Raw genomic sequence first — 21,742 nt, 5'->3', positions numbered from 1 at the left:
CGAATGTTATGGTGTGGTGAGGGGCGGTCTCCCTCTCCCCCCCGGGGAGAGGGTCGGGGTGGGGGGGATGCGTGGCGTGGCGCTCCCGAGAATCCTCGCCGTGCGTCCCCCCCCCCCCTAACCCTCTCCCCGGGGGGGAGAGGGGATTGGTCCTGCCTTGCGAACTGGGACGGGCACCATGATCAATCCGCGCCAGATCGAGGCTTTCCGCGCGGTGATGGTGACCGGCGGCATCACCGCGGCGGCGGAATTGCTGAACATTTCCCAGCCCGCGGTCAGCCGGCTGATCGGCGACCTGCAATATGCGCTGAAGCTGACGCTGTTCGAACGGCGGGGCCCTCGCATCGCGCCGACCAGCGAGGCGATCTCGCTGTATCAGGTGGTGGATCGCGCCTTCGTCGGGCTGGAACTGATCGAGCAGACGGCGCGCGACCTGACCGCCCGGCGCAGCGGGGCATTGCGGGTGGCGGCGATGCCAGCGCTGGGCGTGGGGTTCCTGCCGCGCTATGTCGCGCGCTTCCTCGCCGAGCGGCCGCGGGTGGACATTGCGCTGCGCGGCAGCACCTCGCCGATCATCCTGGACTGGGTGGCGACCGGACAATGCGAGTTGGGCTTCGCCCACACCCCCATCGACCACGCGGCGGTGGTGACCGAGAAGATCCACGGGATTCCGGCCGTCGCCATCCTGCCGCCCGGCCACCCGCTGGCCGCCAAGGATGTCCTGGTGCCGAAGGACTTCGAGGGGGAGAGCTTCATTTCCACCACCCCGCCAGCCCTGTTGCGCTCCCGCATCGACACCGCCTTCGCCGACCATGACGTGGCGCGGGTGATGCGGGTGGAAGCCCAGTTGACCATGAACGCCTGCGCCATGGTGGCGGCCGGCTATGGCGTGTCCATCGTCGATCCCTTCACCGCCCAGGATTACGTCCCGCACGGGCTGATCGTCCGCGCCTTCGAACCGCGCATCGGCTTCGACATCGCCATCCTGCGCTCCGCCCAGGTGCCGCTGTCGATGATCGCCGAGGACTTCCTGGCCGGCTTCATGGAGGAGGCGACGCGCTTCCGCGACGATTTTCTCGGCACCGGCGGCACCGGAAACGACCACCAACTCGTTCGCAGCACGGAATTATAACATTAGCGGATGAATGATGGCGGGAATTCGATTTGACGGTTATGTGACCGCGCCATCACCCTTGGCCCAAGTCCTGGCCGCGACCGTCCCGCAGAGCAGCCTGAAAAACATCCGGCAGAAATGCGGACGGCAAGACGAGGGACGGTAAAAGCGGCGATCCGGACCGGCAGTGCGACCGGCCTTGAAGATCAGGCCCGGATGCCCCCCAGGATCATGAACAGGACCGCAAACAGGGAAACAGGCTCTAGAGGAGAATGACGATGCGCTCCGTGATGTGCGGGTTGATGGCGACGGCGGCCCTGTGGTGCGGCATGGCCGCGGTCCAGACGGCCCAGGCCCAAACGGCGGCCCAGGACAAGACGCTCTATGTCGCCGCCTATGGCGGTTCCTTCGAGCAGACCATGCGCAAGGACATCATCCCGGCCTTCGAGAAGGCGACGGGGGTGAAGGTCGAGTATGTCGCCGGCAACTCCACCGACAACCTTGCCAAGCTGCAGGCCCAGAAGGGCAACCAGCAGATCGACGTCGTCATCCTGGACGACGGCCCGATGTATCAGGCGGTGGCGCTGAATTTCTGCGCCGATCTGGCGAAGGCGCCGGTCTACGACCAGCTCTATGATCTGGCGAAGATGCCGTCGGGCAAGGCGATCAACTTCGGCGCGGTCGGCACCGGCATCGTCTACAACAAGGCCTGGTTCGACGAGAACAAGATCCCGGCCCCGACCTCGTGGAAGGACATCGAGGACCCGCGCTTCAAGAAGAAGCTGGTGGTTCCGCCGATCAACAACAGCTATGGCCTGCACGCACTGGTGATGATGGCCCGCCTGGACGGCGGCGGGGAGACCAACATCGAACCGGGGTTCAAGGAGTTCAAGGACAAGATCAACCCGAACGTGCTCGCCTATGAGCCGTCGCCGGGCAAGATGACCGAGCTGTTCCAGAGCAACCAGGCGGTCATCGCCGTGTGGGGATCGGGCCGGGCCAAGGCGCTGGCCGACACCGGCTTCCCCGCCGCCTTCACCTATCCGAAGGAAGGCGGCATCGTGCTGGGATCCGCCGCCTGTCAGGTCGCCGGCAGCAAGAACGCGGCCGAGGCGCAGAAGTTCATCCAGCACATGCTGGGGGTCGAGGCGCAGACCGCGCTGGCGGTCAATGCCGGTTTCGGCCCGGTCAACAAGACGGTGGAACTGCCCGCCGACAAGCAGGTCGGCATCCCCTATGGCCCGGAGCAGGTCGGCAAGCTGCTGGTGGTGGACTGGGACACCATCAACAAGAACCGCGAGGTCTGGAACAAGCGCTGGACCCGCGAGATCGAGCGCTGAGCTAGTCCCCTCTCCCCCCCGGGGAGAGGGTTAGGGTGAGGGGGAGCACGGCGAGGATTCTCGAGAATCCACCCCTGCGCATCCCCCTCACCCCGACCCCCTCCCCGGGGGGAGAGGGGGATATGGGGAAGAGGGAGACGACGGCATGGCTTATCTGGTTCTCGACCAACTGACCAAGCGCTTCGGAAACTGGACGGCGGTCGACAACGTCTCGCTGACGGTGGAGAAGGGCGAACTGATTTCGCTGCTGGGGCCGTCGGGCTGCGGCAAGACCACCACCTTGCAGATGATCGCCGGCTTCCTCGACGCCGACGGCGGGCGGGTGACGCTGGACGGCCAGGACCTGCTGGCGAAGAAGCCGAACGAGCGCGGGCTGGGCATCGTCTTCCAGAGCTATGCCCTGTTCCCGCACATGACCGCGGCGGAGAATGTCGCCTTCGGGCTGGAAATGCGCAAGATCGCACGCGCCGACCGCGAGCGCATGGTGGCCGACGCGCTGAAGCTGGTCGGGCTGGAGCAGTATGGCGACCGCCACCCCCGCCGCATGTCGGGCGGCCAGCAGCAGCGCGTGGCGCTGGCGCGGGCCCTGGTCATCAAGCCGAGCCTGCTGCTGCTGGACGAGCCGCTGTCGAACCTGGACGCCAAGATGCGCGAGGAGATGCAGATCGAGCTGCGCCGCATCCAGCGCACCGTCGGCACCACCATGATCCTCGTCACCCACGACCAGTCGGAAGCGATGGCGCTGTCCGACCGCGTGGTGGTGATGAACAAGGGCCGCATCCAGCAGGTCGCCACCCCGCAGGAGGCCTACGACCGGCCGGCCAACGCCTTCGTCGCCAATTTCCTCGGCCGCACCAACCTGCTGCCGGGGATGGTCGGCAGCGGCGCGGGGGGAAATACGGTCATCACCGTGGCGGACAGCGTATGGCCGGTGACGCAGCCGGTGCCCGTGGGTCCGGGGGCGCTGGCGGTGCGGCCGGAGAAGATCGGTTTCGTCGATGCGGGCGGCCTGAGCGGCACCGTGCTGGCCCGCGTTTTCCAGGGCACGCAATGGCTGTTCGAGATCGAGACCGCCGCCGGGCGCGTGACGGTGATCCGCCAGCATGACGGCTCGCCCCTGCCGGCCGAGCGCGAGCGGGTGATGGTAGGCTGGCGGGCGCAGGACATGGCGGTGATGCCCGCCGATCCGGACTCGGCGACTTCCGTCCGGGAGGCGGCATGAGCATGGCGGCCTCCACCGATACCCAAATGCAGGCGACCGGCGCGCGCCCGGATACGCATGCGCCCCCTCCCCGCCGGCCGCGCCGCTGGCCGCTGGCGCCCTATCTGCTGAGCGCGCCGGGGCTGGCGCTGTTCGCGGTGCTGCTGCTGGTGCCGCTGGTGATGACCTTCCTCTTGTCGCTGAACAGCTTCAGCTTCTATGGCGGCATCCAGAATGTCTGGCAGCTCGGCAACTATGCCGACATCATCGCCGACAGCTATTTCCACGAGGTGTTCCTGCGCACCTTCCGCATCGCCGCGGTGGTGACGCTGCTGTGCGCGGTGTTCGGCGCGCCGGAGGCCTATATCCTGCGCCGGATGAAGTCGCCGTGGCGCGGGCTTTGCCTGCTGATCGTGCTGGGGCCGCTGCTGATCTCGGTGGTGTCGCGCACGCTGGGCTGGGCCTTGCTGTTCGGCTCCACCGGGCTGGTCAACCAGGGGCTGATGGGGCTGGGGCTGATCGCGACGCCGATCGAGTTCATGTACACGGAAACCGGCGTCGTCATCGCGCTGACCCATGTGCTGGTGCCCTTCATGGTGCTGTCGGTGTGGGCCTCGCTGCAGCGGCTCGACCCGCAGGTGGAGAATGCGGCGCTGTCGCTGGGCGCCGGGCCGCTGACGGTGATGCGCCGGGTGGTGCTGCCGCAGATCGTGCCGGGCATCCTGTCGGGGTCGATCATCGTCTTCGCGCTGGCGGCCAGCGCCTTCGCCACCCCGGCGATCATCGGCGGGCGGCGGCTGAAGGTGGCGGCGACACTGGCCTATGACGAGTTCCTGAACACGCTGAACTGGCCGTTGGGCGCCACGGTGGCCGTGCTGCTGCTGATCGCCAACATCGTCATCATCGTCGGCTGCAACCGGCTGGTCGAGCGTCGCTACAAACAGGTGTTCGAATGAACCGCAACGGCCCGATCGCCCTGATCTTCCACGTCCTGTTCCTGGGCTTCCTGCTGGCGCCGATCCTGATCGTCTGCGCGGTGGCCTTCACCTCGCAGGGCTATCTGTCGTTGCCGACCGAGGGGCTGTCGCTGCGCTGGTTCCGCGCCATCGGCGACAATCCGGAATTCATCCGCGCCTTCAAGGACAGCCTGCTGCTGGGGGCGGTGTCCTCCACGCTGGCGATCCTGGTGGCGGTGCCGGCGGCACTGGCCATCGCCCGCCACCAGTTCTTCGGGCGCGAGGCGATCCAGGCGCTGTTCCTGTCGCCGCTGATGGTGCCGCACATCGTTCTCGGCATCGCCTTCCTGCGCTTCTTCACCATGATCGGGCTGGGCGGCACCTTCACCGGGCTGGTGCTGAGCCATGTCATCATCATCCTGCCCTTCGCGCTGCGGCTGATCCTGGCGGCGTCGACCGGAATGGACCGGGCGGTGGAGAACGCGGCGTCGTCGCTGGGCGCATCGTCCTGGACCTGCTTCCGCCGGGTGACCTTGCCGCTGATCCTGCCGGGGGTGGCGAGCGGCTGGGTGCTGGCCTTCATCAACAGCTTTGACGAGGTGACGATGACCGTCTTCATCGCCTCGCCGGAGACCACCACCCTGCCCGTCCGCCTGTTCCTCTACATCCAGGACAACATCGACCCGTTGGTCGCGGCGGTGTCGGCGGTGCTGATCTTCCTGACCGTGGCCGCCATGCTGGTGCTCGACCGCGTCTATGGGCTGGAACGTCTGCTGGTCGGCAAGGGCCGCGACTGAGACTGGCTTTCTCCCCCCTGAGTTTCCTCCCCAGACTGAGCGCCCCGCACGTCCGCGTGCGGGGCGTTTTCTTCTCGGCGAGTGATTCCGTCGTTTCTGAAAGACTTTGTGACAGATGAGGTCGTGGAACCGCGTCTTGTCCGAGCAATGGACGGGATTCTGGAGAGTTACCCCTACACCAATCGTAGGGCCTGACCCCGCCTATGCTGGGTAACCAGTTCCAGATATTGCCCAGTGATCGCAGGAAAGTAACAGGATTTACCCCTTATTCGCCGAATCCCGGAAAAATGCCTCACCAATGCCCCAACCGTCTGTCCATGGTGGCGCCGCATCACAACCGCCTAAGGATACGGACCAATGGCCACGACCTCCGGGAACTCGACCATCACCGTGAACGCGAAGGGGACCCTCGACGCGCATTTCAACCTGCTGGTCGACGGCAAGCAGATCGGTGAGGGCACCACGGGTGCCACGGCCAAGGACTTCGTCTTCAAGACGGACATCGCCGAGAACCAGGGCCACAAGGTCCAGGTCCAATACGACAATGACGGGATCTTCAACGGCACCGACCGCAACCTGATCGTCAACGGGATCACCATCAACGGCAAGTCGGTCCTGCCGACCGCCGACCATGTCACCTACGACAAGGGCGCCCTGGACGGCCATGACGTCGCCGACGGCCAGGCCGGCATGTGGTGGAACGGTACGCTGGTCGTCGATGCCGACAAGAGCTATTTCACCGCGGACGGCGTGACGACACCCACCACGCCGGCCCCCACCACGCCGACGCCCGTCCCGCCGGTCAGCGAGGCGCCCGCCCCCACGCCGAGCGCCCCCACCCCGAGCGTGCCGCAGCCGACCGGCCCCGGTTTCTACGTCGCCACCAACGGCAAGGACAGCTGGTCGGGCAAGCTGGCCGCTCCCAATGCCGACGGCACCGACGGTCCCTTCGCTTCGCTGCAGAAGGCCCAGACGGCCATGCGGTCGAGCGACATTGACACCACCTATGTCCGCGGCGGCGATTACCACCCGAACAGCCCGGTCTGGCTGACCGGCCAGGATTCCGGCGTCACCTTCACCGGCTACGGCAACGAGAAGGCGGTGATCCACGGCGGCTCGCAGGCCTCGGTGTCCTTCGGTCTCAGCGGCGCCCAGCATGTCACCATCGAAGGGCTGACCTTCACCGACGGCGTCACGAACGGACACTATGTCTTCGCCGACAAGGCGGATGGCCTGACCTTCGCCAACAATGAGGTGAAGGGCGGCGGCTACGGCATCACCGTGCAGGACAGCGCCAACAGCAAGGTGGTGGGCAACCAGTTCGAGAGCACCGGCGCCGAGTCGATCTTCGTCAAGGCCGGTTCGAACTCGACGGTCGTATCCGACAACCACATCACGCATCCGAACGCCGCCGACCGCGGCGACGCCGGCATCTGGGTCAACGGCAGCTCCGACGTCCAGGTCACGCACAATCTGGTCGAGGACTCGCCGGAGAAGGCCATCGCCGTCGGCTCGGTCCAGACCGACGGCAGCGACGCCTCCCACCGGGTGACAGTTGCCTTCAACAAGGTGGTCGACGCCAATCTGGAATCGAACGACGGCGGCGGCATCTACCTGATCAACCGCCAGCAGGACCTGACCGGCCATACCGTCGTCAACAACGAGGTGACCGGCACCACCGCGACCAACCCGACGGGTCAGGTGGCGAGCTGGGGCATCTATCTGGATGACTGGACCAGCGGCGCCACGGTGAAGGGCAACCTCGTCCACGGCAACATCGGCGGCGTGTTCCTGCATGGCGGCTGGGATAACAAGGTCACCGAGAATGTGATCGCCGACAACAGCGGCGCCCAGATCGGCCTGCAGCAGCCGGTGGCCTGGAGCGGCTGGAAGGGCCACGCCATGAGCGGCAACGACGTCTCCGGCAACGTGGTCGACGTCAGCGACGGCACCGCCGTCCATATCTACGGCCCGGCCAACGTCGGCAACATCCACGACAACTTCTACAGCCACCTGAACACGTCGCAGGACATGTTCGACGTCTGGCCGCAGGTGATGGCCGGCGGCGGCAAGGGCAACCTGGCGGAATGGCAGGCCGCCGGCTACGACAAGGGCTCGACCATGGTCGATCCGGGCTTCGTCAATCCGGCGGCGCACGACTACAGCCTGTCGTCGGATTCGTCGGTCTATGCCCATGGCTTCGACCACATCCCGACCCACGACATCGGGCTGATTGGCTGATCGGCCTCGACCCGGCCAAACGAGTGTCTTGACTGCGGGCCGCCCGGCGACGGGCGGCCCGTTCGCATTGGAGGACCGCGCGATCGGCGGCTACAACCGTGACCGCAGCTTTGCCTCCAGCGCCGCGAGCTGGCGCGTGAGAGCATATATTTTCTTCAACTACATACAATTATGAGCCAAAAGGTCATATTGTATGGAAATGAGGGTGAGGCGTGTCGCGCTCCGCCGACGATCTGGCTGCCGACGATCTGGCTTGGGTGCCGACAATCGATCGCGGGGCAGGCCGGCTGTACCGCTCCATCACCGCGAGGCATTGCGGCCAGTGTCCGACCTTCTGGCCGGGGCACCCGCCATGTCTTCCATGGTTGCATGAATGGCGACGGCGTATTGCATGCATTTAGGTTGACATTGTAGGCCTATGCGGAGCATACGGTTACGCATTGCATGCATACAATACTTCCGGAAGGACCATGCGATGTCATCCGAACAGGAGTGGCCGCCTCTTCCCCCGCTCGGCACCGGCGTGCGTGGCCGTTGCCCACGTTGCGGCCAGGGGCATATGTTCAGCGGCTTCCTGACGCTGCGCTCCCACTGCGAGGTCTGTGGCCTGGACTATTCCTACGCCGATCCGGCTGACGGCCCCGCCTTCTTCGTCATATGCTTCGCCTGCATTCCCACGGTCATCCTGGCTCTCTGGATCGAGGTGAAGTTTGAGCCCCCTTACTGGGTACACCTCGTCACGACCCTGCCCTTCCTGTTGCTGACCTGTATTCCGCCCTTGCGGCCGTTGAAGGGTTGGCTGGTGGCCAGCCAGTACTTCTACAAGGCCGAGGAAGCCCGATTCAGCTCTTCTGACGATAGATAGCGTCATAGCCTGGAGATTTTCAAAATGTACGACTGGTTCCCTTTGGTCTTCTTCCCGTTCAAGATCATCGTGCTGGGCACGGGCATGTTCTTCGCCATCAAGTGGCATCACGATAAGGCGAAGGCGGAGCGAGCGAAGAAGAATAACGAAACCAGCGGACGGTAAGCGCCCGCCGAACACAGCCTTGAGCCACGGTCGAGACCTCGGATAACGAAGTCTTGTCGCCATCACTTGTTGCCATGAATGGACCGGGTCTTGGCGAGGCCCGATGCGGGCCGGTGCCGCGAGTTCAGGAAGGCAAGAGGCCCCCGGAAAACACCTATCGCGATACCCTGCATTGGCAGGCTGCATCGTCGTCACCACAAACGATCCGTTACCACCATTTTCTGTGTTGACCGCGAGGTTCCGTCAGCCGTACTTTTAACCAGCCGGTTAAAACATCGCGGCCGCCCCGCCGCCCGAGCCCGCCGGCCGGAGGAGACGCATGGAACCCCGCTCTCGCTCGGGCGCAGCATTGCGCCTGCTCAATTCCGACTGGGTCCGCCCCATCCTGCTGATCGTGATCCTGCTGGTTCTGTGGGACCTGGCGGTCCGGCTGTTCGGGGTGCCCGCCTATCTGGTGCCGAAGCCCGGCGACGTCGTGCTGGCGATGATCGACGAGTGGCCGCGCCTGCTGTCCGAATCCGTTCCCACATTCACGGCGACGCTGGGCGGCTTCGCGCTGTCGGTGCTGTTCGGCATTCCCATCGCGATGCTGATCGCCGGATCGCGCACGGTGGAAGCCTATGTCTATCCGCTGCTGGTCTTCTCGCAGTCGATCCCCAAGGTCGCCATCGCGCCGCTGTTCGTGGTGTGGTTCGGCTTCGGTTTGATGCCGAAGGTGATCGCCGCCTTCCTGCTGGGCTTCTTCCCGGTCGTCGTCTCGGCGGTCCAGGGCTTCAAGTCGGTGGACGGCGAGATGATGGATCTGGCCCGATCGATGAAGGCGTCGCGGTTGCAGACCTTTCAGATGGTCAGCCTGCCGCATGCGCTGCCGGCGATCTTCGCCGGGCTGAAGGTGTCCATCACGCTGGCGGTGGTGGGGGCGGTGGTCGGCGAATTCGTCGGCTCCAACTCCGGCATCGGCTTTGTCCTGCAGCGCTCCATCGGCAATTTCGAACTGCCCTTGATGTTCGCGGCGTTGACCGTGCTGGCGCTGATGGGCGTCGTGCTGTTCTGGGTCATCGACGTGGTCGAACGCTTCGCCATCCCCTGGCACGCCAGCCAGCGCAACAAGTTCGGCCCGACTGCGTAAGAGGCAGTGAGTTCTTAGGATCATTTTCGGCCGTCATCCCCGCGGAGGCGGGGATCCAGGCTACCGACCCAAGCGCTTGAAAGGGCTGGATTCCCGCCTTCGCGGGAATGACGGTCGAGAGACGCGAATGACGGTCGAGAGACGCGCTTGATGTGATCCGACGCCGCAATTTTGAAGATGTAGACCCGAAACCCGTTCATCGACAAGAACCCCGGTGCCGGAAACCGCCGGCCGACGGGGCGATCCACCACCCATGGGAGGACACCGGTCGTGATGAAGAAAGCCATCGTCGCGGCGCTCTGCGCCTTTGCCGCCTCCACTTTGCCGGCGCAGGCCGCCGACAAGGTGACGCTGATGCTGAACTGGTACGTCTATGGCGAACACGCGCCCTTCTATTACGGCAAGGACAAGGGGCTGTACGAATCCCAGGGCATCGACCTGGAAATCCAGGAAGGCCGCGGATCGGCGGTGACGACGCAGCTGGTCGCCAGCAAGGCCGTCACCTTCGGCTATGTCGACGTGCCGACGATGATCAAGGCGGCGATGAAGGGTGCGCCGGTGGTGTCGCCGGGCGTGCTGCTGCAGACCAGCCCGATGTCGGCGATGGGCTTCACCGAGAAGAACATCCGCAAGCCGGAAGACATCAAGGGCAAGATCGTCGCCATGACGCCGGGCGACAGCATGTCCCAGATCTGGCCGCTGTTCCTGAAGAAGACCGGCCTGAAGGAGCGTGATTTCGAGGTGGTGTCGGGCGACGCCCAGACCAAGCTGAACGCCGTCATCAACGGTCAGGCCGACCTGCTGCTGGGCTATGTCATGGACCAGAGCATGAAGATCAAGGACGCCACCGGCAAATCGGTGACGCCGATCCGCTTCGCCGATTACGGCGTCAACATGGTCTCCTCCGGCATCATCGCCAACGCCGAAACGCTGAAGGAGAACCCCGACCTCGTCCGCCGCTTCATGGCCGCCACCACCAAGGCGGTGGAGGAGGCGGAGAAGGCGCCGAAGGACGCGGCGGCGGCGATCCTGAAGGCCAACCCGAAGGGCGGCAAGCCCGACACGCTGCAGGAAGGCTTCGAGCTGACCATCCCGCTCTACCGCACCAAGGAGACGGAGAAGATGCGGCCCTTCCAGGTCACCGACGCCAACATGAAGGAGACGGTGGATCTGCTGGTCGAATATGGCGGGCTGGACGCGTCGGCGAAGGAGAACCCCAAGCGCTTCTACACCCGCGAGTTCCTGCCGGCCGACCCGGCCGCCAAGGCGATGAACGCAGCGGCGAAGTAACCGACCGCCCCGGTAAACGATCGCATGCCCGCACGGAGCGACGAGGAGAGCATGGCACAGCCACAGTTGAAACTGGTGGGCGAGGCGGAGACGCAGCGCCTGTCCGGCGAGCCGCTGATCCGCATCGACGGCGTGACCAAGACCTACCGCACCCGCGACGGCGAGGTTCCGTCGCTCCGCCCCATCACCTTCGACGTGCGGCCGGGCGAGTTCCTGGTGGTGGTGGGACCGTCTGGCTGCGGCAAGTCCACCCTGCTGAAGATGCTGGCCGGGCTGCTGCCGGTCACCAGCGGCAGCATCCAGATCGAAGGCGATACGGTGACGGAGCCGCACGACGACACCGGCATCGTCTTCCAGAGCCCGACGTTGCTGGCGTGGCGGTCGGTGCTGCGCAACATCATGCTGCCGGTGGAAATCCGCCGCCTGCCGCGCGACCGCTATCAGGAACGCGCCCACAAGCTGGTTGAGATGACCGGGCTGAAGGGGTTCGAACACAAATATCCGTGGCAGCTGTCGGGCGGCATGCAGCAGCGCGCCGCGCTATGCCGGGCGCTGGTGCACGATCCGAAGATCCTGCTGATGGACGAGCCGTTCGGCGCGCTCGACGCCATGACGCGGGAACGGATGAATGTCGAGCTGCAACGCATCCAGCATGAGACCGGCAAGACGGTGATCCTGATCACCCACTCCATCCCCGAAGCGGTGTTCCTGGCCGACCGGGTGATGGTGATGTCGGAGCGGCCCGGCACCATCGCCGCCACCTACGAGGTGCCGCTGGAGCGCCCACGGACGCTGGACGTCATGGGCGACCCGGTCTTCATCCAGCTGACCCAGACCATCCGCAAGCATTTCGCGGCGCAGGGGCATTTGGATTAAGCGCCGGCTCCAGGTGCCCCCTCCCTAACCCTCCCCCGCTACGCGGGAGAGGGAACTGCCGCCTCATTGCAAACTCTCCCCTCTCCCGCGAAGCGGGGGAGGGAGGGACCCGCGGCGAAGCCGTGGGAGGGAGGGGGCATGCCACATCTCCAGCTGAAAGACTCTACAATATGCCCGCCCCCCGTCTCCGCATCCGTGCAATCGAGCTGTACGAGCGGCCCGTCCGTTTCGTGAAGCCGTTCCGCTTCGGCGCGGTGACGGTGGAGGCCGCCCCGCAGGCTTTCGTCCGCGCCCTGGTCGACGTGGAGGGACAGGGCGAAGCCTGGGGTGCCACGGCCGAGATGATGATGCCGAAATGGTTCGACAAGCGCCCGAACCGCAGCCCGGCCGATACGGTGGACGGTTTGCGCCGCTCGCTGGTCGAGGCGCGGGAGGCTTATCTGGCGGACAGCCGGCTCGACACCGCCTTTGGGCATCATGCCGCCTTCGCGTCGACGATGGAGCCGAAACTCGCCGCCGCCTTCGGGCCGGCGCAGATCGATAAGGCGGTGCTGGACGGGCTGCTGCGGGTGCTGGGGTTGAACGCGTTTCAGGGGCTGGGCGCCAATGTCGCCGGGCTGGATGCGCGGCTGACGCCGGACCTTCGCGGGTTCGATCTGGACGGGTTCCTGGCGGGGCTTGCGCCGCTCGGCGAGGTGGAGCTGCGGCACACGGTCGGCCTGCTCGATAAGCCGGAAAACTTGCGCGCCCTGCTGAAGCACGCGCCGCTGCGCTGGTTCAAGGTCAAGCTGGGCGGCGACGTTTCCGCCGATATCGCGCGGCTGACCGAACTGGCCGCCGTGCTGGAACGGAGTGCACCCGGCTTCCGCGCCACGCTGGACGGCAACGAGCAATATCGCGATGCGGCCCAGGTGGCGGAACTGCTCGACCGCATCGACGCCTCCCCTGCCCTCGCTGGCTTCCGCAGGGCGCTCGCCTATCTGGAGCAGCCGATCGCGCGGGAGGCGGCGCTCGCCCAGCCGCTGGGCGCGGTGGCGGAGCGGGTGCCGGTCATCATCGACGAGTCCGACGACGGGTACGACGCCTTTCCGCAGGCCCGCGCCATGGGCTATCGCGGCGTGTCGTCGAAATCCTGCAAGGGTCTCTACAAGGCGATGCTCAACCGCGCCCGCTGCGCGGCATGGGGGCCGCCGCACTTCATTTCCGCCGAGGATCTGACCTGTCAGGCCGGGCTGTCGGTGCAGCAGGACACGGCGTTGGTCGCCTTCCTCGGCATCCCGCATGCCGAACGCAACGGCCATCAGTATGGCGGGGGCTTCGGCAGCGAGGCCGAGGGGGCGGCCTTCCTCGAAGCCCATCCCGGTTTCTACGCCCGCGACGCCGACGGGACGGTGCGGCTTGCCGGCGGCAGCGGACGGCTGGCGACGGCGCCGCTGTCCGGCCCCGGCTTCGCTCATATCGCCGACCCTGACTGGTCCGGCCTGTCACCCCTTTCAAACCCGACATCAGCGCTATCCGAAGGAGTCCACCCATGAGCACCAAGCGCCTTGGCCTCATCATGCACGGCGTCACCGGGCGGATGGGCATGAACCAGCACCTGATCCGCTCGATCCTGGCGATCCGCGCCCAGGGCGGCGTCACCCTATCCGACGGCTCGCGCGTCATGCCCGACCCGATCATCGTCGGCCGCAATGCCGAGAAGATGCAGGAGCTGGCCCGCCGCCACGGCATCGAGCGCTGGAGCGATAATCTGGACGCGGCGCTTGAGAACCCCGACGACGTGATCTTCTTCGACGCCGGCACCACCCAGATGCGCCCCACCCTGCTGGAGAAGGCGATCCGCGCCGGCAAGCATGTCTATTGCGAGAAGCCGATCGCCACCAACCTGGACGAGGCGCTGCGCGTCGTCCGGCTGGCCGCCGAGGCCGGGGTGAAGAACGGCACGGTGCAGGACAAGCTGTTCCTGCCGGGCCTGGAGAAGCTGCGCATGCTGCGCGACAGCGGCTTCTTCGGCCGCATGCTGTCGGTGCGCGGCGAGTTCGGTTACTGGGTGTTCGAGGGCGATTGGCAGCCGGCGCAGCGTCCGTCCTGGAACTACCGGGACGAGGATGGCGGCGGCATCATCCTCGACATGATCTGCCACTGGCGTTACGTGCTCGACAACCTGTTCGGTCAGGTCAAGAGCATCTCCTGCCTGGGCGCCACCCACATCCCGGAACGCTGGGACGAAAAAGGCAAGCCCTACAAGGCCACGGCCGACGACGCCGCCTATGCGATGTTCGAGCTGGAAGGCGGGGTGATCGCCACCATCAACTCGTCCTGGTGCACGCGGGTCTATCGCGACGATCTGGTGACCTTCCAGGTGGACGGCACCAACGGCTCTGCGGTCGCCGGCCTGACCGACTGCGTGATCCAGCCGCGCCAGGGCACGCCGCGTCCGGTGTGGAACCCCGATCAGAAGCAGACCATCGACTTCTACGACACCTGGCAGCCGGTGCCGGACAATGCCGTGTTCGACAACGGCTTCAAGGTGCAGTGGGAGTCCTTCATCCGCCATGTCGTGGAGGATGCACCGTACAGGCACGGCCTGATCGAAGGCGCCAAGGGCGTCCAGCTGGTGGAATGCGCGCTGCAGAGCTGGCGCGAGCGCCGCTGGGTCGATGTGCCGGCGATCGGAGGGTGAGGCTGCGGCTTCGAATGCCCCCTCCCTAACCCTCCCCCACCTGCGGTGGGAGAGGGGACTGCCGCCGCCCTTTGCATAACTCCCGCAAAGCTCCTGCCCCCTCTCCCGCGAAGCTCTCGCACAAAGCTTTGCTTTGTGCTGACGCGACAGGCGGACCATAGGTCCGCTGAGAGCGGGGGAGGGATGGGGAGGGGGCACGCGGCGACGACGACCTACCCAGGAATCCATCCCATGCCGACCATCCGCCTCCCCCGCCCCGACCGCAGCATCGAGAGCTACACGCTCGCCCCGCCGCGCGGCTTTCCCGCCCGCACCGACCGGCCGCTGACCCGCGTCGCCTTCGCCGCCGCCCATATGGTCGCCGATCCGCTGGCCGAGGGCGATCCGTGGCTGGCGCCGGCCATCGACTGGGACCGCACCATCGCCTTCCGCGAGCATCTGTGGGACCTCGGTCTCGGCGTCGCCGAGGCGATGGACACGGCGCAGCGCGGCATGGGGCTGGACTGGCCGACATCGCTGGAGCTGATCCGGCGGTCGCAGTCGGCGGCCAAGGCGCGGGGCGGGGTGATCGCCTGCGGCGCCGGCACCGACCATCTGCCGCCGGAGAACGCCCGCGGCATCGACGACGTGATCCGCGCCTATGAGGAGCAGATCGAGGCCATCGAGGATCTCGACGGCCGCATCATCCTGATGGCGTCGCGCGCGCTGGCCCGCGTCGCCAAGGGGCCGGAGGATTACGTCCGCGTCTATGGCCGCATCCTGTCGCAGGTGAAACAGCCGGTGATCCTGCATTGGCTGGGCGACATGTTCGATCCGGCGCTGGCGGGATATTGGGGGACGAGCGACGTCGATGCGGCGATGGACACCGCGCTGTCGATCATCGGCGACTTCGCGGCCAGGGTGGACGGCATCAAGATCTCGCTGCTCGACAAGGACAAGGAGATCGTCATGCGGCGCCGCCTGCCTGAGGGGGTGCGCATGTATACCGGGGACGACTTCAATTATGCGGAGCTGATCGCCGGCGACGGACAGCATCATTCCGACGCGCTGCTGGGCATCTTCGACGCCATCGCGCCGGCGGCCGCGGCGGCGCTGGCCCATCTGGCCGACGGCGACGAGGCGGCGTTCCACGACATCCTCGCCCCCACCGTGCCGCTGTCGCGCCACATCTTCAAGGCGCCGACCCGCTTCTACAAGACCGGCGTGGTGTTCATGGCCTATCTGAACGGCCATCAGGACCATTTCACCATGGTCGGCGGGCAGGAGAGCACGCGGTCCACCCTGCATCTGGCCGAGCTGTTCCGGCTGGCCGACAAGGCCGGGCTGCTGTCCGATCCGGAGCGGGCGGCGCAGCGGATGGCGGCGGTGCTGGCAGTAAGAGGGATTTCGTGATGCGGGACTTCTCCACGGACCATCGCTGGCTGTCGATCAACACGGCGACGGTACGCAAGCAGGGCGATCTGGTCGGGATCCTCGACGCCTGCGCCCGCCGCGGCATCCGCGCCGTCTCGCCCTGGCGCGATCAGGTGGCGGCGGTCGGGCTCGACGCCACGTTGCGGGCGGTGCGGGCGGGGGAACTGGCGCTGTCCGGCTATTGCCGCGGCGGCATGTTCCCGGCCGACCCGTCGAAGGCGGCGGAGGTCCGCGACGACAACCGCCGCGCGGTGGACGAGGCGGCGGCGCTGGGGGCGGCCTGCCTCGTGCTGGTGGTCGGCGGGCTGCCGCAATACTCCCGGCCCGGTTCGCCGGTCAGCAAGGATATCGCGCTGGCCCGCTCGCAGGTGGAGGACGGCATCGCCGAATTGCTGGACTATGCCCGCAAGGCGGGGATGCCGCTGGCGATCGAGCCGCTGCACCCGATGTATGCCGCCGACCGCGCCTGCGTGAACACGATGGCCCAGGCGCTGGACATCTGCGACCGGCTGGACCCGGTGCGGACGGGGGCGTTGGGGGTGGCGGTCGACGTCTATCATGTCTGGTGGGATCCGGATCTGGAGACGCAGATCCGGCGTGCCGGCCGGGAGAGGCTGCTGGCCTTCCATGTCTGCGACTGGCTGGTGCCGACCACCGACCTGCTGCTCGACCGCGGCATGATGGGCGACGGCGTCATCGACATCCCGCGCATCCGCGGCTGGGTCGAGGATTGCGGCTTCGCCGGCTATTCGGAGGTGGAAATCTTCTCGCAGAACACCTGGTGGGAGAAGCCGATGGGCGAGGTGCTGGACACCTGCATCGAAAGACACCGCAGCGTGGTTTGAAATCGCCCCGGTTTGAATTTTCGGGCAGGGGCTTCTACCATGGGGGGCAGACCGCCCCCCTACCCGCACCGCAGGAGCCGGCTTCCCGCATGGACAGCCTGACCGACACACCCGAACCGGTGCCGCCCGCCCCCGCCGCGAACCGAAACGCCGCGCCCGCCAAGGCGACCCGCGACCCGGAGGGCACACGGGCGCGCATCATGGCCGCGGCAACGGAGGAGTTCGCGCGCTACGGGCTGGGCGGCGCCCGCGTCGACCGCATCGCCGAGCAGGCCGGCACCAACAAGCGCATGCTCTATTACCATGTCGGCAACAAGGAGGAGCTGTATCTGGCGGTCCTGGAGGACGCCTATGCCCATATCCGCGAGACCGAGCGCACGCTGAACCTCGACAAGCTGGCGCCGCCCGACGCCATCGCCCGGCTGATCGGCTTCACCTGGCAGTATTTCATCGACCATCCCGAATTCATGGCCCTGCTGAACATCGAGAACCTGCACCGGGCGGAGTTGCTGAAGACTTCCGGGCAGGTGCAGTCGATGCACTCCCCCTTCGTGCAGATGATCGCCGATGTGCTGGCGCGCGGGGTGGAACAGGGGGTGTTCCGGGCCGGGGTCGATCCGGTGCAGCTCTACATCTCCATCGCCGGGCTGTCGTACTTCTACCTGTCCAACGTCCATACCCTGTCGGTGATCTTCGGCCGCGACCTGCTGGCCGACCCGGCGAAGGAGGAACGGCTGGCCCATATGGTGGAGCTGGTGCTGCAATCCCTGCGGCCGTGACCCAGGGCAATCGCATATGGAATCCAGAATCCCATAAAAGGACTTCCGTCATCCCCGCGAAGGCGGGGATCCAGGAAACCATCGTGCAAAGCGACTGAAACGGCTGGATTCCCGCCTTCGCGGGAATGACGTGCTTCCTTGTGTAGGATCATAATTGCCATATGCGATTACCCTGCGGCCCTGACCCCTGCGGCCCTGACCGGCGTCCTTTCCGGGAACCGGAAGCGCTGCCGACAGTTGGGACATGACGGGGGCGCGGAAGGAAAGAAGACCGAATGGCTTCGCGGATCGAGGATTATGCCCTGCTCGGCGACTGCGAGACGGCGGCGCTGGTGTCGCGCGAGGGGTCGATCGACTGGCTGTGCTGGCCGCGGTTCGATTCCGATGCGTGCTTCGCGGCATTGCTGGGCACGCCGGAGCATGGCCGCTGGCTGATCGCGCCGGCCGACCCGGACGCGCGGGTGACGCGGCGGTATCGCGGCGACACGCTGATCCTGGAGACCGATTTCGAGACGGACGACGGGGCGGTGACCGTCATCGACTTCATGCCGCCGCGGGACCAGGCATCGGACGTCGTCCGCATCGTCGTCGGGCGCCGGGGCCGCGTCGTCATGCGGACCGAACTGGTCATCCGCTTCGGCTATGGCTACGCCGTGCCGTGGGTGACGCGCCTGGAAGACGGCACGCTGCGCGCCATCGCCGGGCCGGACATGCTGCATCTGCGCACGCCGGTCGAGCTGTGCGGTCGGAATCTGACCACCGTCGGCGACTTCACCGTCGAGGAGGGCCAGCGGGTGCCCTTCGTGCTGACCTACGCCCCCTCCTGCGATCCGATGCCCGATCCGGTGGATGCGGAACAGGCGCTTTGCGACACCGAGCGGTTCTGGCGGGACTGGATCGGCCGATGCAATTACGACGGTCCCTGGGCCGAGGCGGTGCGGCGCTCGCTGGTGACCTTGAAGGCGCTGACCTATCTGCCGACCGGCGGCATCGTCGCCGCGGCGACCGCCTCGCTGCCGGAACAGCTGGGCGGCATCCGCAACTGGGACTATCGCTATTGCTGGCTGCGGGATTCGACCTTCACGCTGCAGGCGCTGATGAATGCCGGCTATTACGACGAGGCGAATGCTTGGCGCGGCTGGCTGCTGCGCGCCACCGCCGGCCGGCCGGAGCAGCTGCAGATCATGTATGGCCTGGCGGGCGAGCGCCGGCTGATGGAGTGGGAGGCGGACTGGCTGCCCGGTTATGAAGGCGCCCGGCCGGTGCGCATCGGCAATGCCGCATCGACGCAGCTCCAGCTCGACGTCTATGGCGAGCTGATGGATGCCCTGCATCAGGCGCGGCGCGGCGGGCTCGGCGCCAACGAGGCGGGCTGGCAGCTTCAGCGGTCGCTGCTGGCCCATCTGGAAACGGTGTGGGACCAGCCGGACGAGGGCATCTGGGAAACCCGCGGCGGGCGGCAGCACTTCACCTTCTCCAAGGTGATGGCCTGGGTGGCGGCCGACCGCGCGATCAAGAGCGCCGAGCATTTCGGCATGGACGGGCCGGTCGAGCGCTGGAAGGACCTGCGCCGGCGCATCCATCAGGATGTCTGCGCCAACGGCTATGACCCGGATATGGGGACCTTCGTCCAGTCCTATGGCAGCAAGCTGGTGGACGCCTCGCTGCTGCTTCTGCCGGTGGTGGGATTCCTGCCGGCCCATGATCCGCGCATCGCCGGCACGGTGGCGGCGGTCGAGCGCCAGCTGTTGAAGGACGGTTTCGTCAAGCGTTACGACACCGGCCGGGTCGAGGACGGGCTGCCCCCCGGCGAGGGCAGTTTCCTGGCCTGCAGCTTCTGGCTGGTGGATGCCTTCGTCCTGCAAGGCCGCCGCGACGAGGCGAAGGCGCTGTTCGAACGCCTGCTGGCCCTGCGCAACGACCTGGGCCTGCTGTCGGAGGAGTATGACGCGCAGGCCGGGCGTCTGGTCGGGAATTTCCCGCAGGCCTTCTCCCACATCGCGCTGATCAACTCCGCCCTCAACCTCAGCCGCAACGCCCAGGCGGCCAAGCAGCGTTCCAACGGCGAAAGCGGCGGCTGATCGTCCGCGATCGCCCGGCAAACGGCCCAGCCAAGAGAGGCTCGGAGCCCAGGCCGCACTTCGGAGGTATAGACCATGACCGCCGAGGGAGGCTCAGGTTGGGAGCCGATGCGAAGCCGCGGCCGGAACGCAAAGGGGGACCGTCGGGTCGGAAGCCTTCGCTCCCGACCCGACGGTCCCCCCATGCGTGCGTCTGTGACGACGTGGCCGGTTATTCGGCGGCGGTCTTGGTCTGGGGGACGACGCTCAGCGCCGCCGTACGGTCGCCTTCCTCCTCGACATAAGCACGGCCGTAATAGCTGTCGACCAGCAGTTGCCTGATCTCGGCGACCAGCGGATAGCGCGGGTTGGCGCCGGTGCACTGGTCGTCGAACGCCGCCTCGGCAATCGCATCGACCCGCGCCAGGAACGCCGCCTCCGGCACCCCCGCCGCCTGGATCGAGGCCGGGATCTCCAGCGCCCGCTTCATCTCCTCGACCCAGCCGATCAGCTTCTCCACCCGCTCATGATCGCGGCTGCCGCCGAGGTCCAGATGCCGGGCGATCTGCGCGTAGCGCGCCACGCCCTTGGGACGGTCATACTGGCTGAACGCCGTCTGCTTGGTCGGGATGTCCGCCGCGTTGTAGCGGATCACGTTGGCGATCAGCAGCGCGTTGGCGATGCCGTGCGGGATGTGGAACTCCGCACCCAGCTTGTGCGCCATCGAATGGCAGACCCCGAGGAAGGCGTTGGCGAAGGCGATGCCGGCCAGCGTCGCCGCGTTGTGCACCAGCTCCCGCGCCTTCGGGTCGTGGGCCCCGTTGCGGTAGGCCGAGGGCAGGTTCTCCTTCAGCAGCTTCAACGCCTGCAACGCCTGCCCGTCGCTGTACTCGTTCGCCACCACCGAGACATAGGCCTCCAGCGCGTGGGTCACCGCGTCGATGCCGCCGGCCGCCGTCAGGCCCTTGGGCATGTCCATGACGAGGTTGGCATCGACGATCGCCAGCGTCGGCGTCAGTTCATAGTCGGCGATCGGGTATTTGGTGCCGGTGCGCTCGTCGGTCACCACCGCGAAGGGCGTCACCTCGGACCCCGTGCCCGACGTGGTCGGCACCGCCACCAGCTGCGCCTTCACGCCCAGCTTGGGGAAGGTGTAGATGCGCTTGCGGATGTCCATGAAGCGCAGGGCGAGGTCCTCGAACGCCACCTCCGGCGCCTCGTACATCACCCAGATGATCTTGGCCGCGTCCATCGGCGAGCCGCCGCCCAGCGCCAGGATCACGTCGGGCTGGAAGGCGTTGGCCAGCGCCACGCCCTTGCGCACCACCGCCAGCGTCGGGTCGGCGCTGACCTCGAAGAAGGTCTCGACCTCCAGCCCCAGCGATTTCAGGACGCGGACGCTGTCGTTGACATGGCCGTTCTCGAACAGGAAGCGGTCGGTGACGATCAGGCAGCGCTTCTTGCCGCGCAGTTCCTCAAGCGCGAAGGGCAGGCAGCCGCGGCGGAAATAGATCGACTTGGGCAGCTTGTGCCACAGCATGTTCTCCGCCCTCTTCGCCACCGTCTTCTTGTTGATCAGGTGCTGCGGCCCGACATTCTCGGAGATCGAGTTGCCGCCCCACGAGCCGCAGCCCAGCGTCAGCGACGGGGCGAGGCGGAAGTTGTAGAGGTCGCCGATGCCGCCGTGCGAGGACGGCGTGTTGATCAGGATGCGGGCGGTCTTCATCCTGTCGCCGAAATGGCGGATGCGCCCGGCCTGCTGGTCCTGGTCGGTGTAGAGGGCGGAGGTGTGGCCGATGCCGCCGAGAGCGACCAGGGCGGCGGCCTTGTCGCAGGCTTCCATAAAGTCCTTGGCGCGGCAGAGCGCCAGGGTGGGGGAAAGCTTCTCATGGGCGAAGGGTTCGCTGTCGTCGATGTCGGTGACCTCGGCGATCAGCACCTTGGTGGCGTGCGGGACGGTCAGGCCGGCCATGGCGGCGATGGCGTGG

At 66.6% G+C, this 21,742-nt stretch carries 18 protein-coding genes; 17 read left to right on the top strand and 1 reads right to left on the bottom strand.

The genetic code is table 11. The annotated features are described in order from the left end of the window. The first annotated feature begins 178 nt into the window (after positions 1-178). The 17 genes from FZ029_RS17895 to FZ029_RS17815 all read left to right on the top strand — a co-directional run bounded on the left by FZ029_RS17895 (position 179) and on the right by FZ029_RS17815 (position 19,775). The gene (locus FZ029_RS17895; RefSeq protein ID WP_149270608.1) at positions 179-1,132 is read left to right on the top strand and encodes a LysR substrate-binding domain-containing protein; all 954 of its coding nucleotides are present in this window, start codon (positions 179-181) and stop codon (positions 1,130-1,132) included. A 254-nt stretch (positions 1,133-1,386) separates the two neighbouring features. Further along, positions 1,387-2,454 carry an ABC transporter substrate-binding protein gene (locus tag FZ029_RS17890; RefSeq protein ID WP_247892363.1) on the top strand — a complete coding sequence of 356 codons (1,068 nt, stop codon included), beginning with the start codon at positions 1,387-1,389 and terminating at the stop codon, positions 2,452-2,454. 145 nt (positions 2,455-2,599) lie between these two features. Beyond that, complete coding sequence (locus FZ029_RS17885; RefSeq protein ID WP_149270606.1) at positions 2,600-3,676, top strand: ABC transporter ATP-binding protein; 1,077 nt, start codon at positions 2,600-2,602, stop codon at positions 3,674-3,676. After that, positions 3,673-4,611 carry an ABC transporter permease gene (locus FZ029_RS17880; protein ID WP_149270604.1) on the top strand — a complete coding sequence of 313 codons (939 nt, stop codon included), beginning with the start codon at positions 3,673-3,675 and terminating at the stop codon, positions 4,609-4,611. Before FZ029_RS17885 ends, FZ029_RS17880 begins: the two co-directional genes overlap by 4 nt. After that, entirely contained in the window at positions 4,608-5,408 is an 801-nt protein-coding gene (locus tag FZ029_RS17875; protein ID WP_149270602.1) for an ABC transporter permease, read from the top strand. The genes FZ029_RS17880 and FZ029_RS17875 overlap by 4 nt, the downstream gene beginning before the upstream one ends. Positions 5,409-5,765: 357 nt before the next feature. Continuing rightward, positions 5,766-7,649, top strand: a complete 1,884-nt coding sequence (locus FZ029_RS17870) for a carbohydrate-binding domain-containing protein (RefSeq protein WP_149270600.1) — start codon at positions 5,766-5,768, stop codon at positions 7,647-7,649. A 475-nt stretch (positions 7,650-8,124) separates the two neighbouring features. Further along, on the top strand, positions 8,125-8,514 hold the full coding sequence (locus FZ029_RS17865) for a DUF983 domain-containing protein (protein WP_188051972.1): 390 nt from the start codon (positions 8,125-8,127) through the stop codon (positions 8,512-8,514). A gap of 24 nt (positions 8,515-8,538) precedes the next feature. Then, positions 8,539-8,679: a hypothetical protein gene (locus FZ029_RS33045; RefSeq protein WP_188051971.1), complete on the top strand. Its 141-nt coding sequence runs from the start codon at positions 8,539-8,541 to the stop codon at positions 8,677-8,679. Between the two features lie 319 nt (positions 8,680-8,998). After that, complete coding sequence (locus FZ029_RS17860; RefSeq protein ID WP_149270596.1) at positions 8,999-9,808, top strand: ABC transporter permease; 810 nt, start codon at positions 8,999-9,001, stop codon at positions 9,806-9,808. Positions 9,809-10,081: 273 nt separating this feature from the next. Then, entirely contained in the window at positions 10,082-11,098 is a 1,017-nt protein-coding gene (locus FZ029_RS17850; protein ID WP_149270592.1) for an ABC transporter substrate-binding protein, read from the top strand. A 51-nt stretch (positions 11,099-11,149) separates the two neighbouring features. Beyond that, positions 11,150-11,974 (top strand): ABC transporter ATP-binding protein, encoded by an 825-nt coding sequence (locus FZ029_RS17845; protein WP_149270590.1) that lies wholly within the window; start codon positions 11,150-11,152, stop codon positions 11,972-11,974. Positions 11,975-12,144: 170 nt separating this feature from the next. Further along, on the top strand, positions 12,145-13,509 hold the full coding sequence (locus tag FZ029_RS17840) for a hypothetical protein (RefSeq protein ID WP_149270588.1): 1,365 nt from the start codon (positions 12,145-12,147) through the stop codon (positions 13,507-13,509). Beyond that, positions 13,506-14,657, top strand: coding sequence for a Gfo/Idh/MocA family oxidoreductase (locus tag FZ029_RS17835; protein WP_149270586.1), 1,152 nt, complete (start codon positions 13,506-13,508; stop codon positions 14,655-14,657). The genes FZ029_RS17840 and FZ029_RS17835 overlap by 4 nt, the downstream gene beginning before the upstream one ends. A gap of 231 nt (positions 14,658-14,888) precedes the next feature. After that, a complete protein-coding gene (locus FZ029_RS17830; RefSeq protein WP_149270584.1) occupies positions 14,889-16,049 on the top strand; it encodes a dihydrodipicolinate synthase family protein in 1,161 nt (386 codons plus the stop codon). Then, positions 16,049-16,915 (top strand): sugar phosphate isomerase/epimerase family protein, encoded by an 867-nt coding sequence (locus FZ029_RS17825; protein ID WP_149270582.1) that lies wholly within the window; start codon positions 16,049-16,051, stop codon positions 16,913-16,915. Before FZ029_RS17830 ends, FZ029_RS17825 begins: the two co-directional genes overlap by 1 nt. An 89-nt stretch (positions 16,916-17,004) precedes the next feature. Further along, complete coding sequence (locus FZ029_RS17820) at positions 17,005-17,694, top strand: TetR/AcrR family transcriptional regulator (protein ID WP_149270580.1); 690 nt, start codon at positions 17,005-17,007, stop codon at positions 17,692-17,694. A gap of 275 nt (positions 17,695-17,969) precedes the next feature. Next, a complete protein-coding gene (locus FZ029_RS17815) occupies positions 17,970-19,775 on the top strand; it encodes a glycoside hydrolase family 15 protein (protein WP_149270578.1) in 1,806 nt (601 codons plus the stop codon). Positions 19,776-19,986: 211 nt separating this feature from the next. Here FZ029_RS17815 and FZ029_RS17810 read toward each other — a convergent pair. Beyond that, on the bottom strand, positions 19,987-21,742 hold a 1,756-nt coding region (locus tag FZ029_RS17810; RefSeq protein WP_149270576.1), incomplete at its 5' end, for an iron-containing alcohol dehydrogenase.

The organism is Azospirillum sp. Sh1 (assembly GCF_008365135.1).
Taxonomy (GTDB): Bacteria; Pseudomonadota; Alphaproteobacteria; order Azospirillales; family Azospirillaceae; genus Azospirillum; species Azospirillum oryzae.
The sequence above is the reverse complement of the archived record's forward strand: the minus strand, read 5'-3'. Positions and strand labels throughout refer to the sequence as shown.

Excerpts from the sequence above, each read along its gene's own strand:
- FZ029_RS17835 (WP_149270586.1), top strand. The coding sequence starts at position 13,506 with ATGAGCACCAAGCGCCTTGGCCTCATCATGCACGGCGTCACCGGGCGG.
- FZ029_RS17895 (WP_149270608.1), top strand. The coding sequence starts at position 179 with ATGATCAATCCGCGCCAGATCGAGGCTTTCCGCGCGGTGATGGTGACC.
- FZ029_RS17815 (WP_149270578.1), top strand. The coding sequence starts at position 17,970 with ATGGCTTCGCGGATCGAGGATTATGCCCTGCTCGGCGACTGCGAGACG.
- FZ029_RS17875 (WP_149270602.1), top strand. The coding sequence starts at position 4,608 with ATGAACCGCAACGGCCCGATCGCCCTGATCTTCCACGTCCTGTTCCTG.
- FZ029_RS17860 (WP_149270596.1), top strand. The coding sequence starts at position 8,999 with ATGGAACCCCGCTCTCGCTCGGGCGCAGCATTGCGCCTGCTCAATTCC.
- FZ029_RS17880 (WP_149270604.1), top strand. The coding sequence starts at position 3,673 with ATGAGCATGGCGGCCTCCACCGATACCCAAATGCAGGCGACCGGCGCG.
- FZ029_RS17850 (WP_149270592.1), top strand. The coding sequence starts at position 10,082 with ATGAAGAAAGCCATCGTCGCGGCGCTCTGCGCCTTTGCCGCCTCCACT.
- FZ029_RS17885 (WP_149270606.1), top strand. The coding sequence starts at position 2,600 with ATGGCTTATCTGGTTCTCGACCAACTGACCAAGCGCTTCGGAAACTGG.
- FZ029_RS17845 (WP_149270590.1), top strand. The coding sequence starts at position 11,150 with ATGGCACAGCCACAGTTGAAACTGGTGGGCGAGGCGGAGACGCAGCGC.
- FZ029_RS17840 (WP_149270588.1), top strand. The coding sequence starts at position 12,145 with ATGCCCGCCCCCCGTCTCCGCATCCGTGCAATCGAGCTGTACGAGCGG.
- FZ029_RS17830 (WP_149270584.1), top strand. The coding sequence starts at position 14,889 with ATGCCGACCATCCGCCTCCCCCGCCCCGACCGCAGCATCGAGAGCTAC.
- FZ029_RS17890 (WP_247892363.1), top strand. The coding sequence starts at position 1,387 with ATGACGATGCGCTCCGTGATGTGCGGGTTGATGGCGACGGCGGCCCTG.
- FZ029_RS33045 (WP_188051971.1), top strand. The coding sequence starts at position 8,539 with ATGTACGACTGGTTCCCTTTGGTCTTCTTCCCGTTCAAGATCATCGTG.
- FZ029_RS17870 (WP_149270600.1), top strand. The coding sequence starts at position 5,766 with ATGGCCACGACCTCCGGGAACTCGACCATCACCGTGAACGCGAAGGGG.
- FZ029_RS17820 (WP_149270580.1), top strand. The coding sequence starts at position 17,005 with ATGGACAGCCTGACCGACACACCCGAACCGGTGCCGCCCGCCCCCGCC.
- FZ029_RS17825 (WP_149270582.1), top strand. The coding sequence starts at position 16,049 with ATGCGGGACTTCTCCACGGACCATCGCTGGCTGTCGATCAACACGGCG.
- FZ029_RS17865 (WP_188051972.1), top strand. The coding sequence starts at position 8,125 with ATGTCATCCGAACAGGAGTGGCCGCCTCTTCCCCCGCTCGGCACCGGC.